The organism is Bradyrhizobium sp. GW821-FHT13H05 (genome assembly GCF_058804065.1).
Genome location: NZ_JBXAPO010000010.1, coordinates 72,475 through 99,218, shown reverse-complemented (window position 1 = coordinate 99,218; position 26,744 = coordinate 72,475). Strand labels below are relative to the sequence as shown.

The following is a 26,744-nucleotide window of genomic DNA, read 5'->3' as shown; positions in this document are numbered from 1 at the left end:
ATTGAAAGGATTTGGCTACCGTTCTTTCACGGGAAATTACGGGGAATCGGTAATTCGATACTTCCGTCAGGCGCGTGCGTCCGACGGCGCCCGCGGCTTGAGCAGCCGGGACCAGACCAGACCCAGCACCAGCATGATCGCAGCGCTGGTGAACAGGGTCGGCCCCTTGCCGACATGCGCAAGCCCGAAACCATAGGCGAGTGGCCCGACCGTCTGGCCCATGAAGAAGAAGAACGAGTGCAGCGACATCGCGGTCGCGCGCGCCTCGATCGACAGTTCGCTGGCGAACACCTGCAAGCAGCCATGGATCATGTAGAAGCCCCAGCCCATCGCCAGCATGCTGGCGAATTGCAGCTTCCAGCCGAGACCGAAGGCAAGCAGACCGAGTTGGAGTGCCACGATGCCGCCGCCCGCGATCATCATGCTCTTGACGCCGAGCCACGGCAGGATGCGCGCCACCGTGAGGGTGTAGAGCAATCCGCCGACCGCAAAACCAGCGATCACGATGCCCGCGATCGACAGCGATTTCTCGCCGAGATCGAACAGGAACGCGGCGATGAAAGGAAACAGGCCCAGCACGCAGCAGCCCTCGATGAACACGGCGGAGTAGCAGTAGCGTGTGTTCGGATTGGCGAAGATGGTGCGGTAGCCCTGCCGCAGGGTTTTCAGGTCGGTCTTTGGCGGCGGTGTCAGCGCGGCGCCGCGAAAGCCCGCCGCGACAGCGACCGCCGCAATCAGGCCAAGGGCGCCAAGGATCACCAGCACGCCGCGCCAGCCGATGAGATCGCCGATGATCCCACTGGCGGATGCGCCGAGCAGATTGCCGGTCATCGACCCCGCCATCGTGCGTCCGATCGCGACCTGCCGCTTGGCGGGCGCAACGAGGTCGGCGGTCAGGCCGAGCGCGACGGGAAACACGCCGCCGGAGGCGATGCCCGCCAGGATGCGGGTCGCGAACAGGGCCGAGAACGAGGTGGCGAGCGCGCCCAGGATGCAGGCAACGCCGAGCAGCGCGAGGCACAACGTCATCAACCGCGCCTTGCCGAACAGATCGGCGGCCGCTCCGATCGCCGGCTGGACCAGTGCGTAGATCAAGGCGAAGCCGGCCGCGATGCTCGCAGCGGTCGTGATACTGATCGCAAAATCGTCTGCGACATGCGGCAGGACGGGATCGAGTGCGCGCGTCGACAACGCCGCCGAGAATCCGGCGAGCGCGATGATGTTGATCGCTGGCGGAAACTTCTGGTCGGAAGACGGCCTGGTCACAGGCTGGTGCATCAGCGCGTGGTGCTCTTTGACGTACTCTTGGCCAGAGCGTCGAACGCCATCAGCTTGGCGATCAGCCCTGCGAACTCGCGCAGCGGCACCATGTTGGGACCGTCGGACGGCGCGCGATCGGGATCGGGATGGGTCTCGATGAAGACGCCGGCGACGCCGACCGCGACAGCCGCACGCGCCAGCACCGGCACGAATTCGCGCTCGCCGCCCGACGAGGTCCCCTTGCCGCCCGGCTGCTGCACCGAATGGGTGGCGTCGAAGATGACGGGTGCGCCGGTGGTCCGCGCCATGATCGGCAGCGCGCGCATGTCGGAGACCAGCGTGTTGTAGCCGAAGGAGGCTCCGCGCTCGGTGACGAGCACGTTGGGATTGTTGGCGCTGGTGATCTTGGCCACGACATTGGCCATGTCCCAGGGCGCCAGGAACTGGCCCTTCTTGACATTGACGACCTTGCCGGTCGCCGCTGCCGCCAGCAGCAGGTCGGTCTGCCGGCACAGGAAGGCCGGAATCTGCAGCACGTCCACCGCCTGCGCCACCTCGGCACATTGCGCGGCATCGTGCACGTCGGTCAGGACCGGCAGGCCGAGCGACGAACGGATCTCGGCGAAGATCGGCAGCGACTGCGCGAGCCCGAGGCCGCGCGCCGCCGACGCGCTGGTGCGGTTGGCCTTGTCGAACGAAGTCTTGTAGACGAGGCCGATGTTCAGCCGGGCGGCGATCTCCTTCAGCGCGGAGGCCACCTCCAGCGCATGCTGGCGGCTTTCGAGCTGGCAGGGTCCTGCAATGATCGAGATCGGCAGATCATTGCCGAACTTGACCGTGCCGATGGTGACGACAGGCGCCGCTGATGTCGAAGAGCTCAAGGCAAATCCCTCGTTTCGGCGCGACCATAGCCGCCATCAGGGTCGGATCAACCCCAATCGCCCCGGGCCGTCAGAATATCAGGGTTGCGCCGGGCCTTCCTGCGAGGCCCTTGCGCTGGCGGCCCCTACTTCACCGCCGAGAAGGCGGTCGGCGTCAGGAACTGGCTGACGATGTTGCCGACGATCTGGCCGTCCGCTTCGCTCTCGGCGCGACCCTTGATCCAGTCCGGATCGGTCATGAACTTGCCCCACTTCGCTTCGCGGTCGGCGAGCGACTCCCAGGCCAGGAAGTAAGTCAGCTCCTGGTTGGATTCGCCGATCAGTGTGGTGAAGAACCCGGCCTGCTTGATGCCGTGCTTCTCCCAAATCTTCAGCGTCACCGTCTCGAACCGCTTCAGCAGCGCCGGCAAACGGCCGGGCACGCAGCGATAGATGCGCATTTCGTAGATCATTCTTGGCTCCTCCCTGAACAGGCCCGGCGGTTATAACGGTTGGCCACGATGGTGTCTTGAGCCCTGCCCGGCCGCCCCTGTGGCGTTTTGCGCATGGCTAGGTAGCCTCCGGCAACGCGCCACGTCCGGCTCCCGCAATGCTGCCGCAATGATCGGGCCGCTAGAATGGCTTTGGTTGAAGCCGAGGTGCCGGATCATGCGGATTTTGCTCGTCGAGGATGAGGCGGAGATGGCCGGCGCACTGGCGTCAGCGCTGAAGCGCTACGACATGGTGGTCGACCATGCCCCGACGCTCGCCGAAGCGGAGGAGGCGATTTCCGCCGACGTCCATGCCGCCGTCCTGCTCGACCGCCAGCTCCCCGACGGCGACGGCCTCGCTTTGATCCCGAAGCTCCGGGCGCGCGCCGACGGCGTGCCGATCATCGTCCTCACCGCGCGCGGCGAGCTCGCCGATCGCATCGCCGGGCTCGATAGCGGCGCCGACGACTATCTGGCCAAGCCGTTCGCGGTCGAGGAGTTGCTCGCGCGGCTGCGTGCGGTGCTGCGGCGGCCCGCCGGCCTTTCCCCTGACTTTATCCGCGCCGGCCGCCTCGCCTTTGATGTCGGTCATCGCGAAGCCAGCATCGACGGCCAGCCCTTCGAGCTGCCGCGCCGGGAGCTTCTGGTGCTTGAAACCTTGATCCGTCGCATGGGCCGAACCGTGCTGCGCTCGGCGCTGGAAGAAGCGGTCTACAATTTCGACGACGAGATCCAGTCGAACGCGCTCGACACGCACGTTTCACGGCTGCGGCGAAAGCTCGCGGAAGCGGACGCCGGCGTCGAGATCCATGGCATTCGCGGCGTCGGCTATCTCCTCAAGAAACTGCCAGCCTGAAGAAGCTGACATGAGCAAGCACGACGATCCCTATTGCCTGCGCTCGCGGCTGAGCTGGCGCCTGCTCTCGCTCCAGGCCGCGATTCTGATTGCGCTGGTTACAGTCGTCCTCGCTGGACTGTGCGCCTCCGGCTTCGTGCTCGCCGAGCGCGACGAGGACCGCGTCATCGACGTCGTCCAGCGCACGCTCGCGCGTGATGCGCAAGGTGGACTGACCTTGCGGCCGACGGCCGAGCTGAAGCAGTTGCGCAGCGAGACACCCGACCTCTGGTTTCTGGTCCGCGACCGGCAGGGGCGCTCGCTTAACGAAGGCACCGTGCCGGCCGAATTCGCCGCGATCGGCAGTGGCCTCGACCAGATCAGCCAGGCGCGGCTCGGCTGGCAGATGTTCGCGGACGATCCGCGCAAGCCGGCGGCGCGGCTGAAGCGGGTCGACACCGAAGCCGGCAACGTGCAGGTCATCACGGCGACGCAAGGACGGCTGACCGGCACCAAGGCGCTGTTCATGACGTCGCTCGCATTCCTCGGCATCGCCCTGCCCAGCCTGCTCCTGATGGGAACGGCAACGTTCATCGCGACACCGATGATCGTGCAGCGCGCGTTCAGGGGCCTCGATACCACGGCGGACGAGGCGCGGCGCATCGACATCCATCAGCGCGGCGCGCGGCTGTCGGTGGAGCGGATTCCGCTGGAGGTCGTGCCGCTGGTGACCGCGATCAACGACGCGCTGGCGCGGCTCGACCAGGGTTATGCCCGCCACAAGCGCTTCGTCGCCGACGCCGCGCACGAGCTGCGCACGCCGATCGCGATCCTGAACACGCGGCTGGAATCGCTTAGCCCGGGGCCGGACAAGACCCGCCTGCTGGAGGATGCCGCGCGGCTCGCAACGCTCGCCGAGCAATTGCTTGATATCCAGCGGCTCGACCGCTGCGGCCATCCCTTCACCAACGTCAATCTCGCTGCGCTCGCGCAAAGCGTCGCCGCCGACCTCGCGCCGCTGGCGATTGCGGCCGGCTACGAGCTGGCGCTCGATGCGCCGGAGACGCCGATCGAGACGATCGGCGACGCAGCGGCGCTGGAGCGCGCACTGACCAATCTCGTGCAGAATGCGATCCAGCACGGCCCGCGCAGCGGCACGATCGGGATTCGCGTCTCCAGGCCTGCGAGCATCGAGGTCTCCGATGAAGGCGCCGGCATTCCAGCCGACCAACGCGAACAGATCTTCGAGCCGTTCTATCGGCTGACGCCGCTCGATCGCGGTGCCGGCCTCGGCCTCAACATGGTGCGCGAGATCGTGCAGCTGCATGGCGGCCACGTCTCGGTGGCGGATGGGCCGGACGGCGGGGCCTGCTTCAGGATCACGCTGCCGCCGATGCGACAGAGCTGATTCAATCCGCATTCGCGCACCACAGCGCAATGCTGTCGCAATGCGCTCCTCCGACACTGCATCCGTCTCACCTCTGATCCCAGGAGGTGCAAACCAAGATGCCGGAGTGCGCATGCCCAACGATTTTCTTTCGTTCTTCCTGTCCTGGATGTCGTCCCCGCGCCGGGTCGGCGCGATCGCGCCATCGGGTGCGGCGCTCGCCGATCTCATCACGCGCGAGATCAGTGCGACGACAGGTCCGATCCTCGAGCTCGGTCCCGGCACCGGCGCGTTCACCTACAAGCTGCTCAAGCGCGGCGTCCGGCCGCAGGACCTCACGCTGATCGAATACGGCTCCGACTTCATGAAGCTGCTGCAAATGCGCTTCCCCGGCGCACGCGTGCTGTGGATGGACGCGGCGCGGCTCACCACAGAGCGCCTCTATGACGGCGCCCCTGTCGGCGCGGTCGTGAGCGGGCTGCCGCTGCTCAACATGTCGACGCGCAAGGTCGTCTCCATCGTCGGCGGCGCGTTCAGCTATCTCCGCCCTGGCGGCGCGTTCTATCAGTTCACCTACGGCATGAGCTGCCCGATTCCGCGGCCGGTGCTCGACCGTCTCGGCCTGCGCGCAACACTGGTGGACCGCGCCTTCCTGAACGTGCCCCCCGCCGCCGTCTACAGGCTGACGCGGCGGCCGCAGATGAAGCTGATCACAGGATCGGTTGCGCCTGAATCGTCAATGCGGGTCGCGTTAGAACCGATGCATCACGCGCGCGGCTATTCCACCGCGCGCTGAGACATCACACCAGCCGGCTCTGCACCATCGCCGCCTGAATGAACGAGGCGAACAGCGGGTGCGGCTCGAACGGCCGCGACTTCAGCTCGGGGTGGAACTGGACGCCGATGAACCAGGGATGATCCTCGTACTCGACGATTTCAGGCAGCACGCCGTCGGGCGAGAGCCCTGAGAATTTCAGGCCGTGCTGCTCGAGACGGTCCTTGTACGCGGTGTTCACCTCGTAGCGATGGCGGTGGCGCTCGGAAATCTCGGTCGCGCCGCCATAGACCTGGGAGACCCGGCTGCCGCGATTGAGCGCGGCGGGATAGGCCCCTAACCGCATCGTGCCGCCGAGGTCGCCGGCCTGCGAGCGCTTCTCGAGCTCGTTGCCGCGCAGCCACTCCGTCATCAGGCCGACCAGCGGTTCCTTGGTCGGGCCGAACTCGGTGGAGTTGGCCCCCTCGATGCCGACGAGGTTTCGCGCGGCTTCAATGACAGCCATCTGCATGCCGAAGCAGATGCCGAAATACGGCACGTCGCGCTCGCGCGCGAACTGCGCCGCGCGGATCTTGCCTTCAGCGCCGCGCTGGCCGAAGCCGCCGGGCACCAGGATGCCGTTGACGTGTTCGAGGAACGGCGCGGGATCTTCCTTCTCGAAGATCTCGCTCTCGATCCAGTCAAGATTGACCTTCACCTTGTTGGCAATGCCGCCATGCGAGAGCGCCTCGATCAGCGACTTATACGCATCCTTCATGCCGGTGTATTTGCCGACGATGGCGATGGTGACGTTGCCCTCGGGATTGCGGATGCGCTCGTTGATCTGATGCCAGCTCTTGAGCACCGGCGGGATGCGCGATTCGATACCGAAGGCGGCGAGCACTTCGTCGTCGAGGCCCGCCGCGTGATAGGCCTCGGGCACGGCATAGATGCTGTCGGCGTCGCGCGCCTCGATCACGGCGCTTTCGCGCACGTTGCAGAACAGGCCGAGCTTGCGCCGCTCCTCCTTCGGGATCTCGCGATCGGTACGGCAAAGCAGGATGTCGGGCTGGATGCCGATCGAGCGCAGCTCCTTCACCGAGTGCTGCGTCGGCTTCGTCTTCAATTCACCGGCGCTCGGAATGTAAGGCAGCAGCGTGAGGTGAATGTAGATGGCGTGATCGCGCGGCAGCTCGTTCTTGAGCTGGCGGATCGCCTCGAAGAACGGCAGGCCTTCGATGTCGCCGACGGTGCCGCCGATCTCGACCAGCACGAAATCGTAATCGTCGTTGCCGGAGAGGACGAATTCCTTGATCGCGTTGGTGACGTGCGGAACCACCTGGATGGTCGCGCCGAGATAATCGCCGCGCCGCTCCTTGGAGATGATGTCCTGGTAGATGCGCCCCGTGGTGATGTTGTCCTGCTTGGTCGCAGGCCGGCCAGTGAAGCGCTCGTAGTGACCGAGATCGAGATCGGTCTCTGCGCCGTCATCGGTCACGAACACTTCGCCGTGCTGATACGGCGACATCGTTCCGGGATCGAGGTTGAGATAGGGGTCGAGTTTGCGGAGGCGGACCTTGTAGCCCCGGGCTTGCAACAGGGCACCGAGTGCCGCTGAAGCCAGACCCTTGCCGAGCGAAGAAACCACGCCGCCGGTGATGAATATGTACCGCGCCATGGGGCTTAACCTCTAATCCCTCGAATTCGATTCGCCAAAGCGATTCGTATGCCGCCCCAAATAATCTGCGGGCCTGTGGGTGAGCCAAAACTAAGAGTGGTGACAGGGTCTTGATGGGGATTGTTGATGCAGGACGGTAGCCACCGCCCTGCATGGCCCCCCTGCTTTATTGCGAGCGCGGCACCTGCGGGCCGCTCGGAGCCGGCGCCTGCTGCTGCTCGTCGGCCTTCTTCAGCGAATCCAGGATACCGCCCGAGGTCGGCGGCGTAATCGGGCCGCCTCCGGCCGGCTGGCCCTGGGACGCCGGCGTGCCGATGATCGACGAGGGCGCGCGGTTGTAGCCCGCATGCCAGGACAGGAACAGGCTGGTCAGGAAGAAGCCGGCGGCGAGGATCGCAGTGGTCCGCGACAGGAGATTCGCGGTGCCGCGGCTCGACATGAAGCCGGCGCCGCCGCCCATGCCGAGGCCGCCGCCTTCCGACTTCTGGAGCAGCACGGCGCCGATCATGACGGCGACGATCATGAGGTGGATGACGATGACAACAGTCTGCATAGTGTCCTTCCGTCACAAGCCGACAGCGCCGAGACGGCGGCCGATCGTGCTTCGCGGGTTTTCCTGAAGTTGCGCGGTGTTACACGATCGGAGGGGGTATTGCCACCCCCGATCAGTCCCGAACCAAAGCTTTGGATTAGCTAAGGGCAGCCCTTGGCGATCGCAAGGAAATCGGCCGCTTTCAGGCTGGCCCCGCCGACCAGCGCGCCATTGACGTTTTTCACCGCCATCAGCTCCGCCGCGTTCGAGGGCTTGACCGAGCCACCGTAGAGAATGCGCATCTTGGCGCCTTCAGCCTTGAACCGGGAGGTCAGGAGTTCCCGGATAAACCCATGAATCTGCTCGACATCCTGGGCCGTGGGGGTCAGGCCGGTGCCAATGGCCCAGACCGGCTCATACGCCACGACCAGATTGGCGGCGGTCGAGGCGTCCGGAAGCGAGCCGCCGAGCTGGCCACGCAGGATGTCCAGGGTCTGGCCGGCGTCGCGCTGGCCTTGGGTCTCGCCGACACACACGATCGCCGTCACCCCGGCGCGCCAGGCGGCTTCGGCCTTCTGCCTGACGAGGGCATCGCCCTCACCATGGTCGGCGCGGCGCTCGGAATGGCCGACGATGATGGCGGTTGCGCCCGCATCCGCCAGCATTTCGGCGGCGATATCGCCGGTATGGGCGCCGGAGGCCTTGGGGTGGCAGTCCTGGGCCCCCACCCCGACCTTCTTGCCATGCGCCTTGTCAGCGAAGGCCGCAATCAGGGTCACCGGCGGGCAGACCAGCAGATCGGCCTTGGCGGCGACATCTGCCGCGCCGTTGAGCATGGCGTCGAATTCGGCAGCCTGGGCCTTCAGGCCGTTCATTTTCCAGTTGCCGGCAATCAGCGGGCGGATGGCGTCGGTCATGTCAATTTCCAGCAGAATGAGGTTTGTAAATGCGCTAGCAGAGCTGCTGCGGCAGTTCCAGATTCTTGTTTTGACGCGCTTTCCTGACGCGAAACCGGGGTCCACTTCGCTGGAAAACGCTTTGGGGCTTTTAACCGCAGCCTCAAGCGGCTGCCTGACCTGAGGTTGCGGGGGGAAAGCCGCCACTTTATGATGATTGATCAATTTGGTGACGCGCTTTTGCGGAATCTGCATTAAGACGCGCTCCCGATCCCCTCCTGACCAAACAAGTTGGACCAAATGCTTCGAGGAATGCGCAAGGCCTCATCAAACTGGCTCGGCAAGACCATTATGGCCGTGGTGATGGGCGTGTTGATCGTCAGTTTCGGCATTTGGGGCATCGCCGACATCTTCAAGGGCTTCGGGCAGTCCACTGTGGCCAAGATCGGCCGCACCGAGATTTCGCTGAACGAGTTCCGCCAGATCTATACCGACCGTCTGCAGCAGATCAGCCGCCAGTTCGGCCGTCCGCTGACGCCCGATCAGGCGCGCGCCTTCGGCCTCGACCGCCAGGTGCTCCAGCAGACGATCGCGGAAGCGGCGCTCGATGAAGAGGCGCGGCGGCTCGGGCTCGGCCAGTCCGACGAGCAGATCCGCCAGGTCATCATGAACGACCCCAACTTCAAGGGTGTCGGCGGCAGCTTCGATGCGAACCGCTTCCAGGCCGTGATCCGCAATTTCGGCTACACCGAGCAGCGCTACGTCGCCGAGCAGCGCAAGGTGTCGCTGCGCCGGCAGATCACCGGCACGATCGGCGCCGGCCTCGAGCCTCCGAAAGCGATGCTCGACGTCTTGACGCGCTTCCAGAACGAGCAGCGCGCGATCGAATTCGTCAGGCTCGACGCCGCGCAGGCCGGCACGATCGACGCGCCCTCGCCCGAGGCGCTCGCCGCTTATTTCGAGGATCACAAGGTTCAGTTCCGCGCGCCCGAATACCGCAAGATCGCCTTCGTGGTAGTCTCGCCGGAAGACATCGGCAAATGGAGCGAGGTCTCCGACGAGGACGCAAAGAAGGTCTTCGAGCAGCGCAAGGACCGGCTCGGTACGCCGGAAAAGCGCCAGATCCACCAGATCGTCTTCCCCAACGCCACCGAAGCGCAGTCCGCACGCGAACGTCTTGCCGGCGGATTGTCGTTCGAGGATCTCGGTAAGGAACGCGGGCTGAGCGCGTCCGACGTCGATCTCGGGCTCGTGACGAAGTCCTCGCTCGATCCTGCGGTCGGCGATGCCGCCTTCTCGCTTCCGGTGGGTGAAATCAGCCAACCGATCCAGGGGCGCCTCGGCACCGCGATCATCAAGGTCGACACAATCCAGCCGGGGATCGAAGCCGACTACACGAGCCTCGCCGGCGAGATCAAGCGCGAGATCGCCACCGAGCGCGCGCGCGTCAAGGTCGCCGAGCTCCGCGACAAGATGGAGGACGAACGTGGCGGCGGATCGAGCGTGATCGACGCCGCGAACAAGCTTGGACTTGCCGCCGTAAGCATCGACGCGGTCGATCGCTCCGGCCGCGCCCCGAATGGCCAGCCCGTCGCCAGCATCCCGCAGGGCCTCGATGTGGTGTCGCAGGCCTTCAACACCGATGTCGGCGTCGATAACGACTCGATCTCTTTCAAGGGCGGCTATGTCTGGTACGACGTGCTCGCCATCACGCCCGCGCGCGACCGCACTCTCGACGAGGTCCGTGACGAGGTCGAAGCGCGCTGGCGCCAGGACCAGATCGCGACCAAGCTGAAGGCCAGGGCGACCGAAATGGTCCAGAAGCTCGAAGCGGGCAGCAAGCTCGCTGACGAGGCGGCAGCAATCGGCCGCAAGGTCGAGACCGCGAGCGGCTTCAAGCGCGACGACACGCCCGCCAGCGTGCCCGCCGCCGTCGTGGCTGCGGCCTTCCGCACCGCCAAGGACGGCGTCGGACAGACGCCGGTGACCGGCGGCACCGAGGTGATCGTCTTCCGCGTCACCGACATCGTCGAACCCGCGGTCGACGCCGCCTCCGACGCGGTCAAGAAGCTGAAGGACAGCCTCGACCGGGCGCAGACCGACGAACAGGTCGCGTCCTACGTCAACAAGCTTGAAACGGACATCGGGACCACCATTAATCAGGCCGCCTTCGCGCAGGTGACCGGCGCGAACCAGTGAGTTGAAAGCACGCGATGGACGACCTGAAATCAATCATTGGAAAAGTGGCGACCGGCGCCAGCCTGTCGCGTGACGAAGCGGCCTCCGCCTTCGACGCCATGATGTCGGGCGAAGCCACGCCCTCGCAGATGGGCGGCCTCTTGATGGCGCTGCGGGTGCGCGGCGAGACCGTGGACGAGATCACCGGCGCGGTCACGGCGATGCGCTCCAAGATGCTGACGGTGACGGCACCGCCTGACGCCATCGACATCGTCGGCACCGGCGGCGACGGCTCCGGCTCGGTCAATGTCTCGACCTGCGCCTCCTTCATCGTCTCGGGCGCCGGCGTGCCGGTGGCCAAGCACGGCAACCGCGCGCTGTCGTCGCGCTCGGGCGCGGCCGACGTGCTGGCTTCGCTCGGCGTGAAGATCGACCTGAGGCCGGAGCAGGTCGGCCGCTGCGTGCGCGAATGCGGCATCGGCTTCATGTTCGCCCCCGCGCATCATCCCGCGATGAAGAACGTCGGCCCGACCCGGGTCGAGCTTGCCACCCGCACGATCTTCAACCTGCTTGGCCCGTTGTCCAACCCCGCCGGCGTGAAGCGCCAGATGGTCGGCGTGTTTTCGCGGCAATGGGTGCAGCCGCTGGCGCAGGTGCTCAAGAACCTCGGCTCCGAATCCGCCTGGGTGGTGCACGGCTCCGATGGCCTCGACGAGATCACCCTCACCGGCCCGACCTTCGTCTCCGCGCTCCACAATGGCGAGATCAAAAACTTCGAGGTGACGCCGGAGGATGCCGGCCTGCCGCGCTGCGAGCCCGGTGCGCTCAAGGGCGGTGACGCCGATGCCAATGCGATTGCGCTGCAAAGCGTGCTCAGCGGCAAGCCAAGCCCCTATCGCGACGTGGCGCTGATGAACGCAGCTGCGGCGCTGATCGTGGCCGGACGCGCCAAGGACCTCCGGGAAGGCGTAGAGATTGGCATGAAGGCGCTCGACAGCGGCGCGGCGAACGCGCGGCTGAAGCATCTGATCGCAATCTCCAACGGCTGAGCCTGACATGTCGGACATCCTGACCAAGATCGAAGCCTACAAGCGCGAGGAGATCGCCGCCGCCAAGCGCGCGCAGCCGCTCTCGATTGTCGAGGCAAAGGCCAAGGCGCAAGCAGCCCCGCGCGGCTTCGTGCGCGCGATCAGGGCCAAGCACGCCAACGGCGATTACGCGCTGATCGCCGAGGTCAAGAAGGCCTCTCCCTCGAAGGGGCTGATCCGTGCCGATTTCGATCCGCCACTACTTGCCAAGGCCTATGAGGCCGGCGGTGCCGCCTGCCTCTCGGTGCTGACGGACGCGCCCTCGTTCCAGGGCCATCTCGACTTCATGGTGGCCGCGCGCGCCGCGACCTCGCTGCCGGTGCTGCGCAAGGACTTCCTGTTCGACACCTATCAAGTGATCGAAGCCCGGGCGCATGGCGCCGATTGCATCCTGATCATCATGGCGGCGCTCGACGACGCCACCGCGAAGGACCTCGAAGACGCTGCGCTGGCTTACGGCATGGACGTGCTGATCGAGATCCATGATCGAGCCGAGCTCGATCGCGCGCTAAAACTGCGTTCGCCGATGATCGGCGTCAACAACCGCAACTTGCGCTCCTTCGAGACCACGCTTGCCACCAGCGAGGCGCTGGCGCCACTGATCCCCGGGGAGCGGCTGATGGTCGGCGAGAGCGGCATCTTCACGCCGGCCGATCTTGCGCGGCTCGAGCGCGTCGGCATGTCGACCTTCCTGGTCGGCGAAAGCCTGATGCGGCAGGCCGACGTGACCGCCGCCACGCGCAATTTACTTGCACGCGCGACTGCGGCGCACGCAGCAGGCACGCGCTGACATGGCGCGCAAGCCATCCGCGACCAAGTCAGCAAAAACCAGGGCCGGCGCTGCCCTGACCCATATCGACGCCTCCGGTGAGGCGCGGATGGTCGACGTCTCGGACAAGCCGGCAACCGAGCGGCTCGCGGTTGCCGAAGGCCGCGTCGTCATGACCAAGGCGACGCTGGACCTGATCGTCTCCGGCAACGCCAAGAAGGGCGACGTGCTCGGCACCGCGCGCATCGCCGGCATCATGGCCGCCAAGCGCACCTCGGAGCTGATCCCGCTCTGTCATCCCCTTGCGCTGTCGAAGGTCACGGTCGACATCGAGCCCGACGCGAAGCTGCCGGGCTGCCTGGTCCGTGCCAGTGTGAAAGTCACAGGTCCCACCGGCGTCGAGATGGAGGCCCTCACGGCGGTGTCGGTCGCCTGCCTCACCATCTACGACATGATCAAGGCAGTCGAGCGCGGCGTGCGCATCGAGGACATCCATCTCGTCGAGAAGCTCGGCGGCAAGTCCGGCCACTACCGCGCCTGATCCCGCAACTATTACTTCAGCGACGAGCTGATCGATCCGAATTTCAGCTTCAGCGTCGAGCCGAGATTGTTGACCACGGCGATGATCGCAAGCGCGATGCCGGCGGCGATCAGGCCGTATTCGATTGCGGTCGCACCGGATTCGTCGGCAATGAAATTCCTCAAAACGTTTTTCATGATCGTATCCACTCTGTGTCGCTAGCAGGCTTGTTCGCAAATCACATGCCAATGCGACCTTGAGGATCACCAGCATGTTAGATGGTTAAGCCTTGGTTGATCATCGTGCGACCGGCAGGAATTGACCAGCGCCGCGCGAACTTTGCGGCAATTCCTGCACGTCTGGCGTCCCGTACATCGATCGATTTTGTTTGTGATCGTTCATGTCGCATTAACCGCGCTTCCTAACTTCGCCTCCACACCGTTCCCGTAAACCGACGGATGTTATGAGGGTCAAGAATTGATCCTGGCGTGTGCGCGGCAACGAACGACATGATGACGAAATACGGCAGTCGCCTTTTCGACCAGGCCTTCGTCCGCAGCGGACCGATCCGCTGGCTGGTAGTGGGCGGCACGCTCCTGATCGCCGCGATCGCCGTCGGCGCGGTTTTGATGGCGCAGAATTTCCGCGAGCGCGCGCTGCGCAACTCCGGCCGCGAGCTGGAAAACACCGTGCTGATGCTCGCCCATCATTTCGATCAGCAATTGCAGGATTTCGCGGTCATCCAGAAGGATTTCGTCGACCACGTCCGCACCATCGGCGTTGCCAGCGCCGACGACTATCGCAAACGCCTTTCCGGCCAGGACATCCACCGGCTGCTGCGCGCGAAGATCGAGGCGCTGCCCTATATGGGCGGCGTCAACGTCATCGATGCCGACGGCAATCTGATCAACTCGTCGACGGCGTGGCCGGCCCCGAAGGTCAACGTCGCCGATCGCGCCTATTTCCGCACCTTCCGATACGACCCCAACGCGCCCGACGTCCTGGTCGAGCCGGTGCACAGCCGCATTTCCGGCGCCTGGACCATCCTGATCGTGCGCAAGATCGTGGGACCGAACGGCGAGTTCATCGGCGTGGTCGGACGCGGCATCGAACCGGCCAATTTCGAAAAGTTCTTCGAGACCGTCGTGCTCGGTGAAGGCGCGACGATCTCGATGTTGCATCGTGACGGCACGCTCCTGGCGCGCTATCCGCACTCCAGCGAACTGATGGGACGGAATTTCAGGAACGGCCCGTTCGCGCATCAGCGGGTGTTCGGGCTCGACCACTTCGCCGGACGCTTCATGAGCCCGGTCGACGGCGAGGACCGCCTGATCTCCTCGCATGCCCTGCCCCACTTCCCGATCCTGATGATGGCCACCACGACGCGCGCGGCGGCCCTGACCGACTGGCGCGAGCAGATCGGCATCCTGATCTCGGTCGCCGCCTCGTCCGCGCTTGCGATTGCCGGCGTTCTGATCGCGATCGTGCGCAAGCTCCTGGAGCAGCACCGTCTCTCGCGGGAACGGTTGACGCTGGAAAAGCAGCGCCTGGACCGCGCCGTCAACAACATGACCCAGGGCCTTCTGCTGTTCGACGCCGAGCAGCGGCTCGTGGTGTGCAACCATCGCTATATCGAGATGTACGGCCTGTCGCCCGATGTGGTGAAGCCAGGCTCAAGCTTCCACGACATCATCGCGCATCGCAAGACGACCGGCTCGTTCACCGGCGATGTCGATCAATATGTCGAGCGCGTGCTGCGCGACATCCAGGTTCGCAACTCGATGGTGGTCGACACCTCCGATGGGCGCTCGATCCAGATCCTCAACGAGCCGCTCGCGGACGGCGGCTGGGTGGCGACGCACGAGGACATCACCGAACGCCGGCGCATCGAGGAGCGCATTACCCACCTCGCGCATTACGATGCGCTGACCGACCTGCCCAATCGAACCATGTTTCACGAACATCTGCGCGCGGAGCTGGCCGCCATCGCCGAGGGCGAAGAGATCGCGGTGCACTACATCGACATCGACGAGTTCAAGGGCGTCAACGATGCGCTCGGCCATCTCGTCGGCGACGAGCTGCTGAAGTCGGTCGCGGCGAAGCTCAGCTTCTGCGCGGGCGCCGGCGACTTCGTGGCACGGCTCGGCGGCGACGAATTTGCGATCGTGCAGAGCGCGGTCACGTCGCCGGAGCAGGTCACCGATCTCGTCGCCCGGGTCTTCCAGGCCATCCGCACGCCCTTCGACTGCATGGGTCATCATCTCACCACCGACGCCAGCATCGGCATCGCGCTGGCGCCGGGGCACGGCACCGCGCTGGACCAGATCCTGAAGAACGCGGACATGGCGATGTACGCCGCCAAATCCGCCGGACGCCGCACCTATCGCTTCTTCGAGCCGGAGATGGACGCCAAGGTCCGCGACCGGCGGCAACTCGAGATCGACCTGCGCCACGCCATCGCCCATGGCGGCCTCGAGGTCTATTACCAGCCCTGCCTCGGCCTCAAAGACGACCGCATCACCGGCTGCGAGGCGCTGGTGCGCTGGCGTCATCCCGAGCGCGGCATGGTCTCGCCGGCCGAGTTCATCCCGATCGCCGAGGACACCGGCCTGATCAACGAGATCGGCGAATGGGTGCTGGCGACCGCCTGCCGCGACGCCGCGAGCTGGCCCGACGGCATCCGCCTCGCCGTCAACGTCTCGCCGGTGCAGTTCAAGAGCGGCACCCTTGCGCTGAAGATCATGGCGGCGCTCGCCGCTTCCAACCTGCCTGCGAGCCGGCTCGAGCTGGAGATCACCGAGGCGGTGCTGATCCGCGACGACGACACTGCGCTGGCGATCCTGCACCAGCTCCGTTCCATCGGCGTGCGCATCGCGCTCGACGATTTCGGCACCGGCTATTCCTCGCTGAGCTATCTGCACCGCTTCCCGTTCGACAAGATCAAGATCGACCGCTGCTTCGTCAGCGACATCGCCGGCCCCGACGGCTCCGCCAGCATTGTCCAGGCCGTCGTCAACCTCGCTGCCGCCCGCCGCATGACCACCACGGCCGAGGGCGTCGAGACCGAGGAGCAGCAGCGCCTGCTCCGCGCGCTCGGCTGCTCCGAGATGCAGGGCTACCTGTTCAGCGCCGCAAAGCCGGCCGACAAGGTGCTGGAGCTGTTCGCAGCTCATCGCAGCCGGCTCGCTCAGCGCGACGACAACGAGAGCCGCCGCCGCGAGGCAGGTTAGGGCGAAGCCCGGATGTCGGCGCAACGACATTCCCAGAAGCTTTCCTCGAGACATACGACGCAGGTCTGCTCGAGACGCTCCCTCAGGGCGTGCCGGGCGCGATGAAGGCGGACGGTCAAATTGTTCACGGTCACGCCAAGATCGGCTGCAACCAGCTCCCGCGGCTCACCGGCGAGATCCACCCTCCTGATCACTTCGGCATGCTCCGGCTTCAGCAGGGATAGGTGGGTATATAGGCACTCGCAGACCACGGCATTCGCCGTGGCGTCCTCGTTGGCTGCAAGACGATTGTTGAGCTCAAGCGGGAACGACATCTCCCGCATTCTGCTCTTTGACATCTGACGGTGAAAGTCGGCGATGGTGGTCGCCAGGACCCGGCTCAACCAGCCTCGAACCGAATCCGCATCACGAATGTCGCCGGACCGCTCCAGCGCGCGCAACATGAACGCCTGGAGCACCTCCTCCGCTTCCGCCTTCCCGCCAAAGCGTCGCTGTAGATAGCTGCGGAGGCGATCGTAACTGCCGACGAGGGCGGCACGAACCATTGTGTCCTGCGCATCCAGGGAACCGGCTGTCCGCACCGGCAGACTCTCGTTCGGCGATTTCATGGCGCATCGTCCTTGCATGATCTTCGGCAGGTCGCCTCGTTTGAGCGGGAACGCGTCAAATCGGTCACGACTGCGATCCGCGGATGCGGCATTCCCCCGAACAAGAGTTGCGAGAGATCCTGCTCCAGCGGCGTTGACGCGATCTCCGTGCCTTCCACAGGCCGGCGATCGCTATGTCGGCGTTCCTCCGCTCGACGCGCAGCGCGCGCGAGCAACGACCGAGACCCGGCCCTGCCGCTTCGCCATGTGCGACGGCCTGGCGCGCATCGCCGTCATCTGCTGGGGCATTTCGCTCCTCGCAGACGTGTCGATCCGCGCTCGAACCTCGAGCGATGCAGTTCGATCTTCGGGAGCTGTTTTAGGCGATGGGGGGGCGGTAGTGGCGGCGGAATGCGCCTGCGTCACCCATCACATCAGGCTGTGCTTCACAGCGCGCGTGCGGCACGACGAACTCCGCGATCCCGGGGGCTTGAGGCGACACGGCGCTGAAGCACAGCACCGAGCCGCAGCAGGTGGCATGCCGATTGCCGGGCCGGTCCTGGTCGTCGTCGCCATCCCCAGGCATCGCAACGTCATGCGAATGCATCGCCGATCCGGCACCTTCATCGTGCTCATGCGCATGCGCGTGCATATGCTTATGCGCGGGCTGATCGGCCTGATGCTCGTGCGGAATCGACGCATCGAGAGCGATCGGGATCGCGAGGGACGGTGTCATCGAGGCAAGCAGATAAGCGATGGCGACAAGCCATCCCCACCACCTTCGCCTTGGCCTTCTCAAGCCAATCATCTGTGCACCCACGGCCTCGACCCGGAACATATAGCTCTGGTTGCAAGGGCGGCCAACAGAAAACGGCACGCGCTGCGCCGCCAATGCAAGATCGACGATGAGCGTCGTGCACCTCGCGGGATTTTAGGGCTCGACGCCCTATCCGGCCGCACGATGCAGCGCGAAATGAGCGTCAAATTTTTTTGCCGGATTCTGTAATATGCGACACTCATCTCCGTCGCACGACCGGACCGGTCAATGATGCTTCATCCAGCCGACGCCTTTGATGTCGTTGAACGAGTCGGTTCTGTGACACAGAAAGCATTGATTGACCGATGCGTGCTCCTGCCCCGTGATCATCTGATCCATCATGACGAAGTGGCCCATGTAGTGGCTCGGCGGCGCCTGATGGCATCGGGCGCAGTCCCTCGACGTTGGCGAGGGATGCAGGAAGCCGGTGATCTTCCAGGACGCAAGCCCATGGCACTCCGCACAATTCCCTCCGAACAATTCGCGGTGCGGCTCCCGGTTGCTGTGACAGCCGGCGCAATCGAGCTCCGCCCTTTCCCGCCGGTCGGACTTTGGCAGGCCCAGAAACGTCTTCAGGTCCGTCGCCAATTGATCGGAAGCGCCCCGGTCGAACGATGCTGGGCCGGGGGGAGACCTCGTGACTTGCAGCAGTGTGGCGTGATCCATCCTGATCGGCCGCACCTCGCCCATGTGCTCGATATGGCAACCGGAACATTGACTGCCCGCCGCGGCGTGAAACGCCGTCGATTGCTTGGCGAGATCCCCGGCGGACGGCGCGTGACAGGAGATACAGGCCACCGCATCGACGCCCCTCACCGGCGTGTGACAGCTCTCGCATTTGTCGGACAGGAATGCATGCTTTTCGGAAAGCGGTCCGGGCATCACAAACCTCGTCCACCCCGGAACGACCTCGGGGCTACCCCGATAGAGAGCGACCGACACGACGGTCGCGCTTGCGACGGCCAGTGTCGCAATGACGGCGTAGAGCACGCCCCTGATCGTCACGCGAGCCACCGCAGCCCGTAATAGACCTCGGCCGCCACATGCACCGCGAGCAGCGCATACATGACGATCGCCGCCATGACATGCAGCCCGATCCACTGCAGGAAGATCTTCTTGATTGCTTCGCTCGATCCGATCGCCGATTCGAGGTCGGAAATGCCATCGACGAGTTGCAGAACAGGCACATTCTGCAACGCGGATGCAGGCAGGGCGGAATCATCACGCCCCCCCCGGTCGAGCGACAGCATAGCCGCCGCAATGTGCTCATAGGCCGACCTCAAGGTCGCCAGATGCGACTGCTGCTGGCGGAGCTCCATCGCGGTTTGCGGCAGGTAGTAGCGCCCGACAAATCCGGTGACGACAACGACCAGCATGCTGGTCACCAGGGCGATCCCAAGCGGGCTTTGAAACTTGTGACCGGTATGCAGCAGCGCGAAGAATGCCGCCGCGATTCCGGCATAGGCGTGAAACGCCAGGAGCGTCGGCATCGACACGCATCGCGCGACCAGGGACTTCAGACCCACGCTGTATTTCGTCATCGGATAGACGAGAAGGAGGACCATCAGCACGGCGGCACCGACCCCGAGGACAAAGCCCGCCAGGCTTCCTGCGAACCGCCTGTCGGCGTGCAGCAGGAACGCCGGCACCAACAGCAACAGGGCCGCCAGAACGACGTCGGCGATCAGACGCTCTTTCCCGTCCATCATGTCAGGCCTCGACGACCAGATCTCCGACCGATTTCGCCTGGCAGGCGAGGATCAGACCGTTCGCCTTGTCGTCTGCGGTCAAGGCGTCCTGGACTTCCATCGTGACGTTTCCTTGCAACAGACGCGTCTTGCAGACGCCACAGACCCCGGCCCGGCAGGAATAATCGATCGAAACGCCCGCGCTCTCGGCCACCTCCAGGACGCTCTTGTCCGGAGGCAGCGCCACAACCTTGTCGGATCCCGCAAAGCGAATGGTGGCAGTTGCAGGACCGACTGTCGCATCCCCCCGGTTGCTCGCCGCAGCCCCCGGCACTTGCGCTTTGGCCGCGACCTTGCCGGGAGGTGGAACGGCACCGCGGGCAGGCCCGAAGGCCTCCGCCTTGATCTGCTCGTTCGATACGCCAAGCCCGATCAACGTCTTCCTGATCGCGTCCATCATGCCGGGCGGACCGCACACATGGACCCGTCGGCTGGCCAGGTCGGGCACGGCGTGAGCCAGGAACTCGGCCGTGATCTGCCCCTCGCTTCCCATCCACGACGTGCCTGCGGCCCGCACCATCGTGGCCGCGACATGCAGATTGTTCATCCTGCGCTGAAGATATTCCAGCTCGTCCCGGAAGATGAATTGCTCGGTCGTCTGCGCGCCGTAGACGAGGTAGATCTGGCCGGGCCATGCAATATCCGAGAGATACCGGATCGCCGCCATCAGCGGCGTGATGCCGACCCCGCCACCAATCAGGACGACGCTGTCAGCCTCCACACCCGTGAATGTGAAGGCGCCGGAGGGGCCTGTAACCTCGATGAGGTCACCCTCTTTCAGATGACCATGCATGTAGTCGGAAAGCAGCCCGCCGTCCTCGCGCTTGATCGTGGTCTCGACATAGGCGGTCTGGGCCGCCGACGACGCGATCGTGTAGGAACGTCTGACGACCTTTCCGTCGATCTCGATGGCGTAGGTCAGGAACTGTCCCGGCAGGAACGCAAACGGAATCGCGCCGCCGTCTGGTGCCTGCAGACGGAAGGTCTTCACGTTCGGCGTCTCCGGATAGATCGCGCAGACCTTCAGCTTGCCCTTCCAGGAGCGGCTCGCCTCGACCCGCCGCGGCTGGCGATCTGTCTCCCGGGAAGCTGTCGCCTCGGCCCTGTCGTTCGACACGCCGGCGGCCGTCGCGGACGCGAGCGGCGCCACAGCAACCGGAGCGGCCGCTGCGCGCGTCAGCCGGTCGACCAGCGCGTTCGCCCTGCGCATGCGCGCGACGTAGATGGCAAGCATCGCAAGCGAGAACAGCACCAGCAGCGCCATGGTCGTGACGTGAAACCAGGAGACTGCCGGTGCGCCGTCATCTGCATCCGTGGCGCTCCGCTGAGGCAGCAGGTTCATCTGCGATTTGAACCAGGCCTGCGCGATCTGCTGCGGCGGCTTGCCCTCGTGCAGCGAACGCAGCGCAACCACGCCACTCTGAACGGCGTTCAGGGATTCGCGAAGCCGCCGCGACGCCTGATCCGCGGCAACGACATCGCCTCCGGCAATTGCATGCCGCAGGTCCATTTCGGCACCCGCCAGCCGATCGGCCTCCGCGCTGATCCGCTGGCGCGCCTGGACCTCCAGACTGCTCCGCTGCTCGGCGGACAGCGACGGCATCTCCATCAGTGCCGGGTAAAACTCCTTGCGCGGCCGGCCCATCATGCCGTCCATTCCCATCATCCCCGGCGTGGCACCGCTGGACGGTGCGCCGGCCACATGGCCGCCACTCGGATATGCCGATCCGCCCGGTTGCGACGCCGCATCGCCGGCGGAGCCGGGCGCTGCGGGATGATGCGCCGCATGGTCATCCGCGGCCTGCGCCAGTTCCCAGCGTTGAGGGAACTGACCGGCCCCATGCGTCACGCCGGAGCCGAGGTCCGATGCGAGTGCGGCATTCGCGGCAAGCTGGCTCATCAGGACAATGAGCGCAGACCGGCCGGGTCGACATCGAAGCAGCAGACCGAACATGATCCCGCACTCGCTTCCAGCGCTCAGAACGACGCAATCAGAGGCAGCAGAATCGTGTCTGCGGTCTGCTTCTGGCTCTCGTTCAACGACGCGTAGAGCCGCGTGAAGGCCAGCCGAGCCGCCTTGAGGGCCTCCAGGCGCTCGGACAGATGCCGCTCGTAATGCTCAAGACGATCGGCGCTTCCCAGCTTGTCGTCCATTGCGAGCATCTTGCGCGCATCCAGCAGGTGCTGCCGGCTCGACCGCAGGGCATCCGCCACATTGTTCCAATCGGCAGCCTGCTTGTCGCCGATCTGCAACTCCGCCTTCAGAAACGCGATCCGCCCTTCGAGCCGCTCGGTCACGTCAGCCGGGCCGCTCATCGCGCTGCTGCTGCCAGACGAACCCATCTGGCCGCGCATCATCTTCTCCATCATTTGCATCATCGGCATCATGCCGGAATTGTCCTGGCAACCGGCGCCCTGGCAGTCCCGCATCTGGCCCTGCGGCGGCATCTTCATCTTGTCGTCGCTCATCCGGCCGCCACTCATGTTCTGCGACTGACCTGCCGGCTGGCCCATGTTCATGCCGCTGCCGGAATCCGACGGGTCGGGCTTCTTCGGCATCTTGTCGTCATCCATCATCGCAACCCGCGTGAGATCGGATGCGGCGACCGCGGACGGCAGTCCACCCGGACTCAGCACGAGGACGACAAGGGCTGCCGCACTCACGACAAACTTTTTCGGACAGTTCATGGTCATTCTCCAGGGTTTGATTTGGATGGTCGTCTGCTCATCGAGGTCGACGATGAGGGCAGCGATGTGCGGGTCAGGTGATATAGACGCGAAGCGCCGCCAACTCTTACGCGCAGATGTGTCAAAGGCCGCCGTGTCCCGCATCCGGCACCTCACTGTCATGCCTTCGCCACGGCCATCGCCCCTCGATCTCGATCTGCAGCGAGAAACTCAGAAAGGTGCGGATCACGATGATCAGTGCCAGAATTCCAAGCCGGTCGAACGACGGCACGATCGCGACCATGCCGATGATGTCGGCGGCGATCAGAAACTCGAGACCAAGCAGGATGCCGCGACCAAGATTGGCGCGATAGGAACGAAATGCATCGGCGGGCGCGCCGTGCCGTATCTCCGTCAGCGACCAGACCGTTGCGGCAAGCACTCCACAGACGATCACCACCACGCCGAGCAGCTCAATGGTCGATGCCGTCCAGTGCAGACCGTGCAGAATGATGCTCTGGGTTTCTTCGGTGAAGATCAGCTCTGACGTTATCATCCGCCCGTCTCCTCGCCGGCCGAACGGCTCCTGTCGACGCCCTTCGACCACGTTCGGTAGTAGGCGACGATCGTCATGATCCAGAGGCCCGCGGCGCCGACCAGTAGCTGGGCCCAGACTCCCTCAGATCCGGACTCGAGCACGAAATGCGCGACGAAGGACAGAAAGAGCCCGACGCAGAACACGGACAGCGATTGCTGGCCGCATCTGATCAAGGGCTGGAGGAAGGGCGACCTCAGGCCCGGCCAGTCGATTGGAACGAGAAAGACGACGATGAACACCAGACTCGCCAGATGGATAATGCGATATGGGCCCAGATTGGTCTTGTCGTTCGGAATGAAGATCGCGGCGAGACCATCAGGAACGTAGTCCCGCAATCCCGGGATTCGTTCAGCCAGCGTCATCGCGAGCGCGAAGAGCAGGAAACCGCCGCTCAGGACAATTAGTGTGCGGGACGACAGCAGCCAGCGGTTTGCCGCTGCCCCTCCCAACGCCAGCCAGGCACCGAATACGAACAGCAACTGCCAGGCGAACGGATTGAAATACCAGACCCCGGCCGGATAGGACGGCAAGTTCAAGCCGTAGTGGCGGGCCGCCAGATAAAGACCGAGCGAGCCGATCATCATCGCGTTGCGCCATCGCAGCATGAACCAGAGCACGACGGGAAACGCTGCCATCAGCACGATATAGAGCGGCAGAACATCGAGATTGAGCGGCTTGAATTTGAGTATCAGGCCCTGGGAGAGCGTCTCGACCGGAAAGTCCATCAACGGCGCGACGTTGAACTGATCCATCAAATGAAGATCGTCAAAGCTGTGCGCGATGTAGTGCACGGCGGTGAGATAGACCAGGAACAACAGCAGGTGGGCGACATAGAGCTGCCATACCCGGCGCAGCAACCGGGTTGCTCCGATGACGAAGCCACGTTCCATCATCATCGAGCCGAACACGATGGTCGCGGTATAGCCCGAAATCAACACGAACAGATCGGCGCCGTCGCTGAAGCCGTAGTTTCGCGTCGTGAACCAGGCGAGCACCGAATCCGGGATGTGTCCGAGGAAGATCAGCCAGTTCGCCAGGCCGCGAAACAGATCCAACCGGACGTCGCGCCGTGGCTTGGCCAGCTCCGATCTGATCGTGATCATCTCCCAGAGCCGGCGACGCAAGAGAAATGCAACTTGCAAGGGCCGGACGGATACCTGGATCGTCTCGTCAATCAACTGCGTGCTTCCGGTTCTCTTGCGCGATGTTTGCGGATCGCGATCGCGCCGCGATACTCTCGCCGCTCGTCGCGCGCCGGCACGCTAGGTCGCATCGTTGATGTGCTTTTGACGGACATCAAACCCGAGCGATGCACCTGCCAAATCTTTTTGTCGTCCAGTCATGTAATGAATTGAGGAGTCCTGCGTCCTCGCGTCATTCGATCAGCAGCGTCATCTTTCCGGCAACGCCTCTTCTCGGCATTGCACGTGACCGATGGGGCGCCACCAAGCCACCGATTTCGTCCGGTCGACGCATATTTTTTTCTGTAAGAAGGCCGACACTTCGCGTCGCCTGCTGCAACTCGACGATCCACGCATCGGCGCGCGCAGGCGTGCGCGTCGACATTTGATTTTGCTCAACCTGGACAAGCCCTCTCCGGGTTTGGTTGCCACTCAGTCAAGCCACCGGGACTTGATTGACACCAACAAGATCAAACAGGAGAAACCAAAATGAGTCACCGCAAGCTGATCGTCGCTGCCGCGATCATGTCGTTCGTCGCGTTGCCCGCCGTGGCGCAGACGAGCACGACAAGCCCAACCGATGAGAAGAACGGCCACCACTATTCCGGCGGGCCCAAGACCGAAGTCCCGCACCACATGGGCAAGAAGGAGGGCACCGGCGGGTCGACCAGCGGCTCCGGCGGCAGCCACCATTACGGTGGCGGACCGAAGACGGACGTCCCGCATCACATGGGCCCGAAGAAGGATCAATGACGATCCGACGGTGATCCCGCCGCTCGCGACGATGCGGGATCACCACCTCCCAAGCGAACGATGCGCGCCGAGCCGCTCGACGCCGATATCGCGGAGATCATGCCATTGCTGGAGCTGCGGCTTCATCACCGCGACGAAGAGCTGGTCGACTGTGCGCGGGGCGCTCCGCTGAACGCGACGGCCTCTACGAGGCGACCTTTGCGGCCATGAACCCGAGCCGAGACAGCGTCCCAAAACGAAATCGCCCGGGAGCGGTGATCCACTCCCGGGCGATCGATGTCTCGAAGTCGTAAGGCTTAGTTCGGCACCGCCGCCTTCGGCGCGGGCTTCGCGGCCACCGCATTCGCGGTCTGGCCGTGCAGGAAGTCGTAGGCCGCGTGCAGGGCCTTGTCGTCCTTCTCTTCCGGCGGAACGTAGGATTGCGAGCCGGTCTGCTCGGTGCCGTCGGCAGCCTGCAGATGGCCGCGCATCTGCGACTCCGCCATGGTGTCCATCCGGCCCTTCAGCTCGGGCGGCACGTCCTGGAGGATCTCGATGTCGGGCGCGATGCCCTGGGCCTGGATCGAGCGGCCCGACGGCGTGTAGTAGCGCGCCGTGGTCAGCGCCAGCGCGCCGTTGCCGGCACCGAGCGGAATGATGGTCTGCACCGAGCCCTTGCCGAACGAACGCGTGCCGATGATCGTGGCGCGCTTGTGGTCATGCAGCGCGCCGCCGACGATCTCCGACGCCGACGCCGAGCCACCGTTGATCAGCACCACCAGCGGCTTGCCCTTGGTGAGGTCGCCGCCATGCGCGGTGAAGCGCTGGGTCTCTTCCGGATTGCGGCCGCGGGTCGAGACGACCTCGCCACGCTGCAGGAAGGCGCTCGACACCGACACGGCCTGGTCGAGCAAGCCGCCCGGATTGTTGCGCAGGTCCATCACATAGCCGACCAGCTTCTCCGGCGGAACGTCCTTGGAGATCGAGGCGATCGCCTTCTTCAGGCCGTCGGTGGTCTGCTCGTTGAACGAGGTGACGCGGATATAGCCGATGTCGCCATTCTCGACGTGGAAACGCACCGGGCGGACATGGATGATCTCGCGCTTGATCGCGACATCGAGCGGGGCGTCGGCGCCCTTGCGCACGATGGTGAGCTTGGTCTGGGTGTCGACCGGCCCCTTCATCTTGTTGACGGCCTGCTCAAGCGTCATGCCCTGCACGTTCTCGCCGTCGATCTTGCTGATGAGGTCGCCGGACATGATGCCCGCCTTGGAGGCCGGGGTCTCGTCGATCGGCGAGACGACCTTGACCAGGCCCTCCTCCATCGTAACCTCGATGCCGAGGCCGCCGAACTCGCCGGAGGTGGTCTCCTGCATCTCGGTCCAGGCCTTGTCGTTCATGTAGCGCGAATGCGGATCGAGCGAGGTCACCATCCCGGTGATCGCGCCTTCGATCAGCTTGGAATTGTCGGGCTTCTCGACATAGCTCGCCTTCACCCGCTCGAACACTTCGCCGAACAGGTTCAGCTGGGAATAGGCATCGTCCGCGCCTGCTGCCGCCCTCGCCGCCCATAGTCCGCCCTGCGGACCGGATACCAGAAGGGTCAAGCACACTCCGGTGAGCGCGCCCAGGGGGAACAGCACGGATTTCCGCATGGATGAGTTAGCCTTCTTGCTCGGGGCTCGGGAGCCGCCATGCTAAATGGCGATCCAGCCCGGTTCTCACAATACCATTCTGGTTTCTTCAAGGCCGGGATGCCACGCCGGCTTGCAGACCGCAAAAATCCCTTCGCCCTGACCTAAACTTTTGGCAACGTTCAGAAACCGTCCCGCACAAGGCGGGAATCGGTCGGCCGACCACGCTTCGCAGCTATGCGATATTAGGATGGTTTTGGCTGGCCGGACGGGTTAGGCGATGAGACACGGCTTCAAATTCT

26 protein-coding genes are annotated in these 26,744 nt (G+C 64.6%); 9 read left to right on the top strand and 17 right to left on the bottom strand.

The window, feature by feature from the left end:
- Nucleotides 1-66: 66 nt before the first annotated feature.
- The 3 genes from AC1RR3_RS26740 to AC1RR3_RS26730 form a co-directional block, all read right to left on the bottom strand.
- The gene (locus AC1RR3_RS26740) at nucleotides 67-1,278 is read right to left on the bottom strand and encodes an MFS transporter (RefSeq protein ID WP_492826235.1); all 1,212 of its coding nucleotides are present in this window, start codon (nucleotides 1,276-1,278) and stop codon (nucleotides 67-69) included.
- Entirely contained in the window at nucleotides 1,278-2,141 is an 864-nt protein-coding gene (gene kdsA / locus AC1RR3_RS26735; RefSeq protein WP_492826234.1) for a 3-deoxy-8-phosphooctulonate synthase, read from the bottom strand. Before kdsA ends, AC1RR3_RS26740 begins: the two co-directional genes overlap by 1 nt.
- A gap of 125 nt (nucleotides 2,142-2,266) precedes the next feature.
- On the bottom strand, nucleotides 2,267-2,593 hold the full coding sequence (locus AC1RR3_RS26730; protein WP_492826232.1) for an NIPSNAP family protein: 327 nt from the start codon (nucleotides 2,591-2,593) through the stop codon (nucleotides 2,267-2,269).
- A gap of 196 nt (nucleotides 2,594-2,789) precedes the next feature.
- Between AC1RR3_RS26730 and AC1RR3_RS26725 the strand changes: the two genes are divergently transcribed.
- The 3 genes from AC1RR3_RS26725 (at nucleotide 2,790) to AC1RR3_RS26715 (ending at nucleotide 5,629) form a co-directional block, all read left to right on the top strand.
- Complete coding sequence (locus AC1RR3_RS26725) at nucleotides 2,790-3,467, top strand: response regulator (protein WP_492826230.1); 678 nt, start codon at nucleotides 2,790-2,792, stop codon at nucleotides 3,465-3,467.
- 10 nt (nucleotides 3,468-3,477) lie between these two features.
- Nucleotides 3,478-4,854 carry a sensor histidine kinase gene (locus AC1RR3_RS26720; protein WP_492826229.1) on the top strand — a complete coding sequence of 459 codons (1,377 nt, stop codon included), beginning with the start codon at nucleotides 3,478-3,480 and terminating at the stop codon, nucleotides 4,852-4,854.
- A 112-nt stretch (nucleotides 4,855-4,966) separates the two neighbouring features.
- Entirely contained in the window at nucleotides 4,967-5,629 is a 663-nt protein-coding gene (locus AC1RR3_RS26715) for a class I SAM-dependent methyltransferase (RefSeq protein WP_492826228.1), read from the top strand.
- A gap of 4 nt (nucleotides 5,630-5,633) precedes the next feature.
- Here the strand turns inward: AC1RR3_RS26715 and pyrG are convergent, their stop codons facing one another.
- From pyrG to tpiA, 3 genes are all read right to left on the bottom strand, one after another.
- Nucleotides 5,634-7,265, bottom strand: a complete 1,632-nt coding sequence (pyrG, locus tag AC1RR3_RS26710) for a CTP synthase (RefSeq protein WP_492826227.1) — start codon at nucleotides 7,263-7,265, stop codon at nucleotides 5,634-5,636.
- Between the two features lie 166 nt (nucleotides 7,266-7,431).
- Entirely contained in the window at nucleotides 7,432-7,818 is a 387-nt protein-coding gene (secG, locus tag AC1RR3_RS26705) for a preprotein translocase subunit SecG (protein WP_492826226.1), read from the bottom strand.
- A 140-nt stretch (nucleotides 7,819-7,958) separates the two neighbouring features.
- Complete coding sequence (tpiA, locus tag AC1RR3_RS26700; RefSeq protein WP_492826455.1) at nucleotides 7,959-8,714, bottom strand: triose-phosphate isomerase; 756 nt, start codon at nucleotides 8,712-8,714, stop codon at nucleotides 7,959-7,961.
- 279 nt (nucleotides 8,715-8,993) lie between these two features.
- On the opposite strand from tpiA, the gene AC1RR3_RS26695 reads away from it, so the two are divergent.
- The 4 genes from AC1RR3_RS26695 to moaC are packed head-to-tail and all read left to right on the top strand — an operon-like array spanning nucleotide 8,994 to nucleotide 13,269.
- Nucleotides 8,994-10,892 carry a peptidylprolyl isomerase gene (locus AC1RR3_RS26695; RefSeq protein ID WP_492826225.1) on the top strand — a complete coding sequence of 633 codons (1,899 nt, stop codon included), beginning with the start codon at nucleotides 8,994-8,996 and terminating at the stop codon, nucleotides 10,890-10,892.
- A gap of 14 nt (nucleotides 10,893-10,906) precedes the next feature.
- Nucleotides 10,907-11,920 carry an anthranilate phosphoribosyltransferase gene (trpD, locus tag AC1RR3_RS26690; RefSeq protein ID WP_492826224.1) on the top strand — a complete coding sequence of 338 codons (1,014 nt, stop codon included), beginning with the start codon at nucleotides 10,907-10,909 and terminating at the stop codon, nucleotides 11,918-11,920.
- Nucleotides 11,921-11,927: 7 nt separating this feature from the next.
- On the top strand, nucleotides 11,928-12,749 hold the full coding sequence (gene trpC / locus AC1RR3_RS26685; protein ID WP_492826222.1) for an indole-3-glycerol phosphate synthase TrpC: 822 nt from the start codon (nucleotides 11,928-11,930) through the stop codon (nucleotides 12,747-12,749).
- 1 nt (nucleotide 12,750) lies between these two features.
- The gene (moaC, locus tag AC1RR3_RS26680; RefSeq protein WP_492826220.1) at nucleotides 12,751-13,269 is read left to right on the top strand and encodes a cyclic pyranopterin monophosphate synthase MoaC; all 519 of its coding nucleotides are present in this window, start codon (nucleotides 12,751-12,753) and stop codon (nucleotides 13,267-13,269) included.
- An 11-nt stretch (nucleotides 13,270-13,280) separates the two neighbouring features.
- On the opposite strand, the gene AC1RR3_RS26675 is transcribed toward moaC, so the two are convergent.
- A complete protein-coding gene (locus tag AC1RR3_RS26675; protein ID WP_492826218.1) occupies nucleotides 13,281-13,445 on the bottom strand; it encodes a Flp family type IVb pilin in 165 nt (54 codons plus the stop codon).
- Nucleotides 13,446-13,757: 312 nt separating this feature from the next.
- On the opposite strand from AC1RR3_RS26675, the gene AC1RR3_RS26670 reads away from it, so the two are divergent.
- On the top strand, nucleotides 13,758-16,478 hold the full coding sequence (locus tag AC1RR3_RS26670) for a bifunctional diguanylate cyclase/phosphodiesterase (RefSeq protein WP_492826216.1): 2,721 nt from the start codon (nucleotides 13,758-13,760) through the stop codon (nucleotides 16,476-16,478).
- On the opposite strand, the gene AC1RR3_RS26665 is transcribed toward AC1RR3_RS26670, so the two are convergent.
- The 9 genes from AC1RR3_RS26665 to AC1RR3_RS26625 form a co-directional block, all read right to left on the bottom strand.
- On the bottom strand, nucleotides 16,475-17,086 hold the full coding sequence (locus AC1RR3_RS26665; protein WP_492826215.1) for an RNA polymerase sigma factor: 612 nt from the start codon (nucleotides 17,084-17,086) through the stop codon (nucleotides 16,475-16,477). The genes AC1RR3_RS26670 and AC1RR3_RS26665 overlap by 4 nt on opposite strands.
- A gap of 358 nt (nucleotides 17,087-17,444) precedes the next feature.
- Entirely contained in the window at nucleotides 17,445-17,957 is a 513-nt protein-coding gene (locus AC1RR3_RS26660) for a hypothetical protein (RefSeq protein ID WP_492826213.1), read from the bottom strand.
- 150 nt (nucleotides 17,958-18,107) lie between these two features.
- The gene (locus AC1RR3_RS26655) at nucleotides 18,108-18,887 is read right to left on the bottom strand and encodes a class III cytochrome C family protein (protein WP_492826211.1); all 780 of its coding nucleotides are present in this window, start codon (nucleotides 18,885-18,887) and stop codon (nucleotides 18,108-18,110) included.
- The gene (locus AC1RR3_RS26650) at nucleotides 18,884-19,591 is read right to left on the bottom strand and encodes an iron reductase (RefSeq protein ID WP_492826209.1); all 708 of its coding nucleotides are present in this window, start codon (nucleotides 19,589-19,591) and stop codon (nucleotides 18,884-18,886) included. The genes AC1RR3_RS26655 and AC1RR3_RS26650 overlap by 4 nt, the downstream gene beginning before the upstream one ends.
- Before the next feature lies 1 nt (nucleotide 19,592).
- Nucleotides 19,593-21,584 carry a 2Fe-2S iron-sulfur cluster-binding protein gene (locus AC1RR3_RS26645; protein ID WP_492826207.1) on the bottom strand — a complete coding sequence of 664 codons (1,992 nt, stop codon included), beginning with the start codon at nucleotides 21,582-21,584 and terminating at the stop codon, nucleotides 19,593-19,595.
- A gap of 23 nt (nucleotides 21,585-21,607) precedes the next feature.
- The gene (locus tag AC1RR3_RS26640) at nucleotides 21,608-22,462 is read right to left on the bottom strand and encodes a Spy/CpxP family protein refolding chaperone (RefSeq protein WP_492826205.1); all 855 of its coding nucleotides are present in this window, start codon (nucleotides 22,460-22,462) and stop codon (nucleotides 21,608-21,610) included.
- Entirely contained in the window at nucleotides 22,440-22,853 is a 414-nt protein-coding gene (locus AC1RR3_RS26635; protein WP_492826203.1) for a DUF1622 domain-containing protein, read from the bottom strand. The genes AC1RR3_RS26640 and AC1RR3_RS26635 overlap by 23 nt, the downstream gene beginning before the upstream one ends.
- Entirely contained in the window at nucleotides 22,850-23,998 is a 1,149-nt protein-coding gene (locus AC1RR3_RS26630) for an OpgC domain-containing protein (protein ID WP_492826201.1), read from the bottom strand. The genes AC1RR3_RS26635 and AC1RR3_RS26630 overlap by 4 nt, the downstream gene beginning before the upstream one ends.
- Nucleotides 23,999-24,269: 271 nt before the next feature.
- Nucleotides 24,270-24,461 (bottom strand): hypothetical protein, encoded by a 192-nt coding sequence (locus AC1RR3_RS26625; protein ID WP_492826199.1) that lies wholly within the window; start codon nucleotides 24,459-24,461, stop codon nucleotides 24,270-24,272.
- Between the two features lie 104 nt (nucleotides 24,462-24,565).
- On the opposite strand from AC1RR3_RS26625, the gene AC1RR3_RS26620 reads away from it, so the two are divergent.
- Nucleotides 24,566-24,829: a hypothetical protein gene (locus AC1RR3_RS26620; RefSeq protein WP_492826197.1), complete on the top strand. Its 264-nt coding sequence runs from the start codon at nucleotides 24,566-24,568 to the stop codon at nucleotides 24,827-24,829.
- A 296-nt stretch (nucleotides 24,830-25,125) separates the two neighbouring features.
- Here the strand turns inward: AC1RR3_RS26620 and AC1RR3_RS26615 are convergent, their stop codons facing one another.
- Nucleotides 25,126-26,463 carry a S41 family peptidase gene (locus tag AC1RR3_RS26615; protein ID WP_492826195.1) on the bottom strand — a complete coding sequence of 446 codons (1,338 nt, stop codon included), beginning with the start codon at nucleotides 26,461-26,463 and terminating at the stop codon, nucleotides 25,126-25,128.
- Nucleotides 26,464-26,744: the final 281 nt, after the last annotated feature.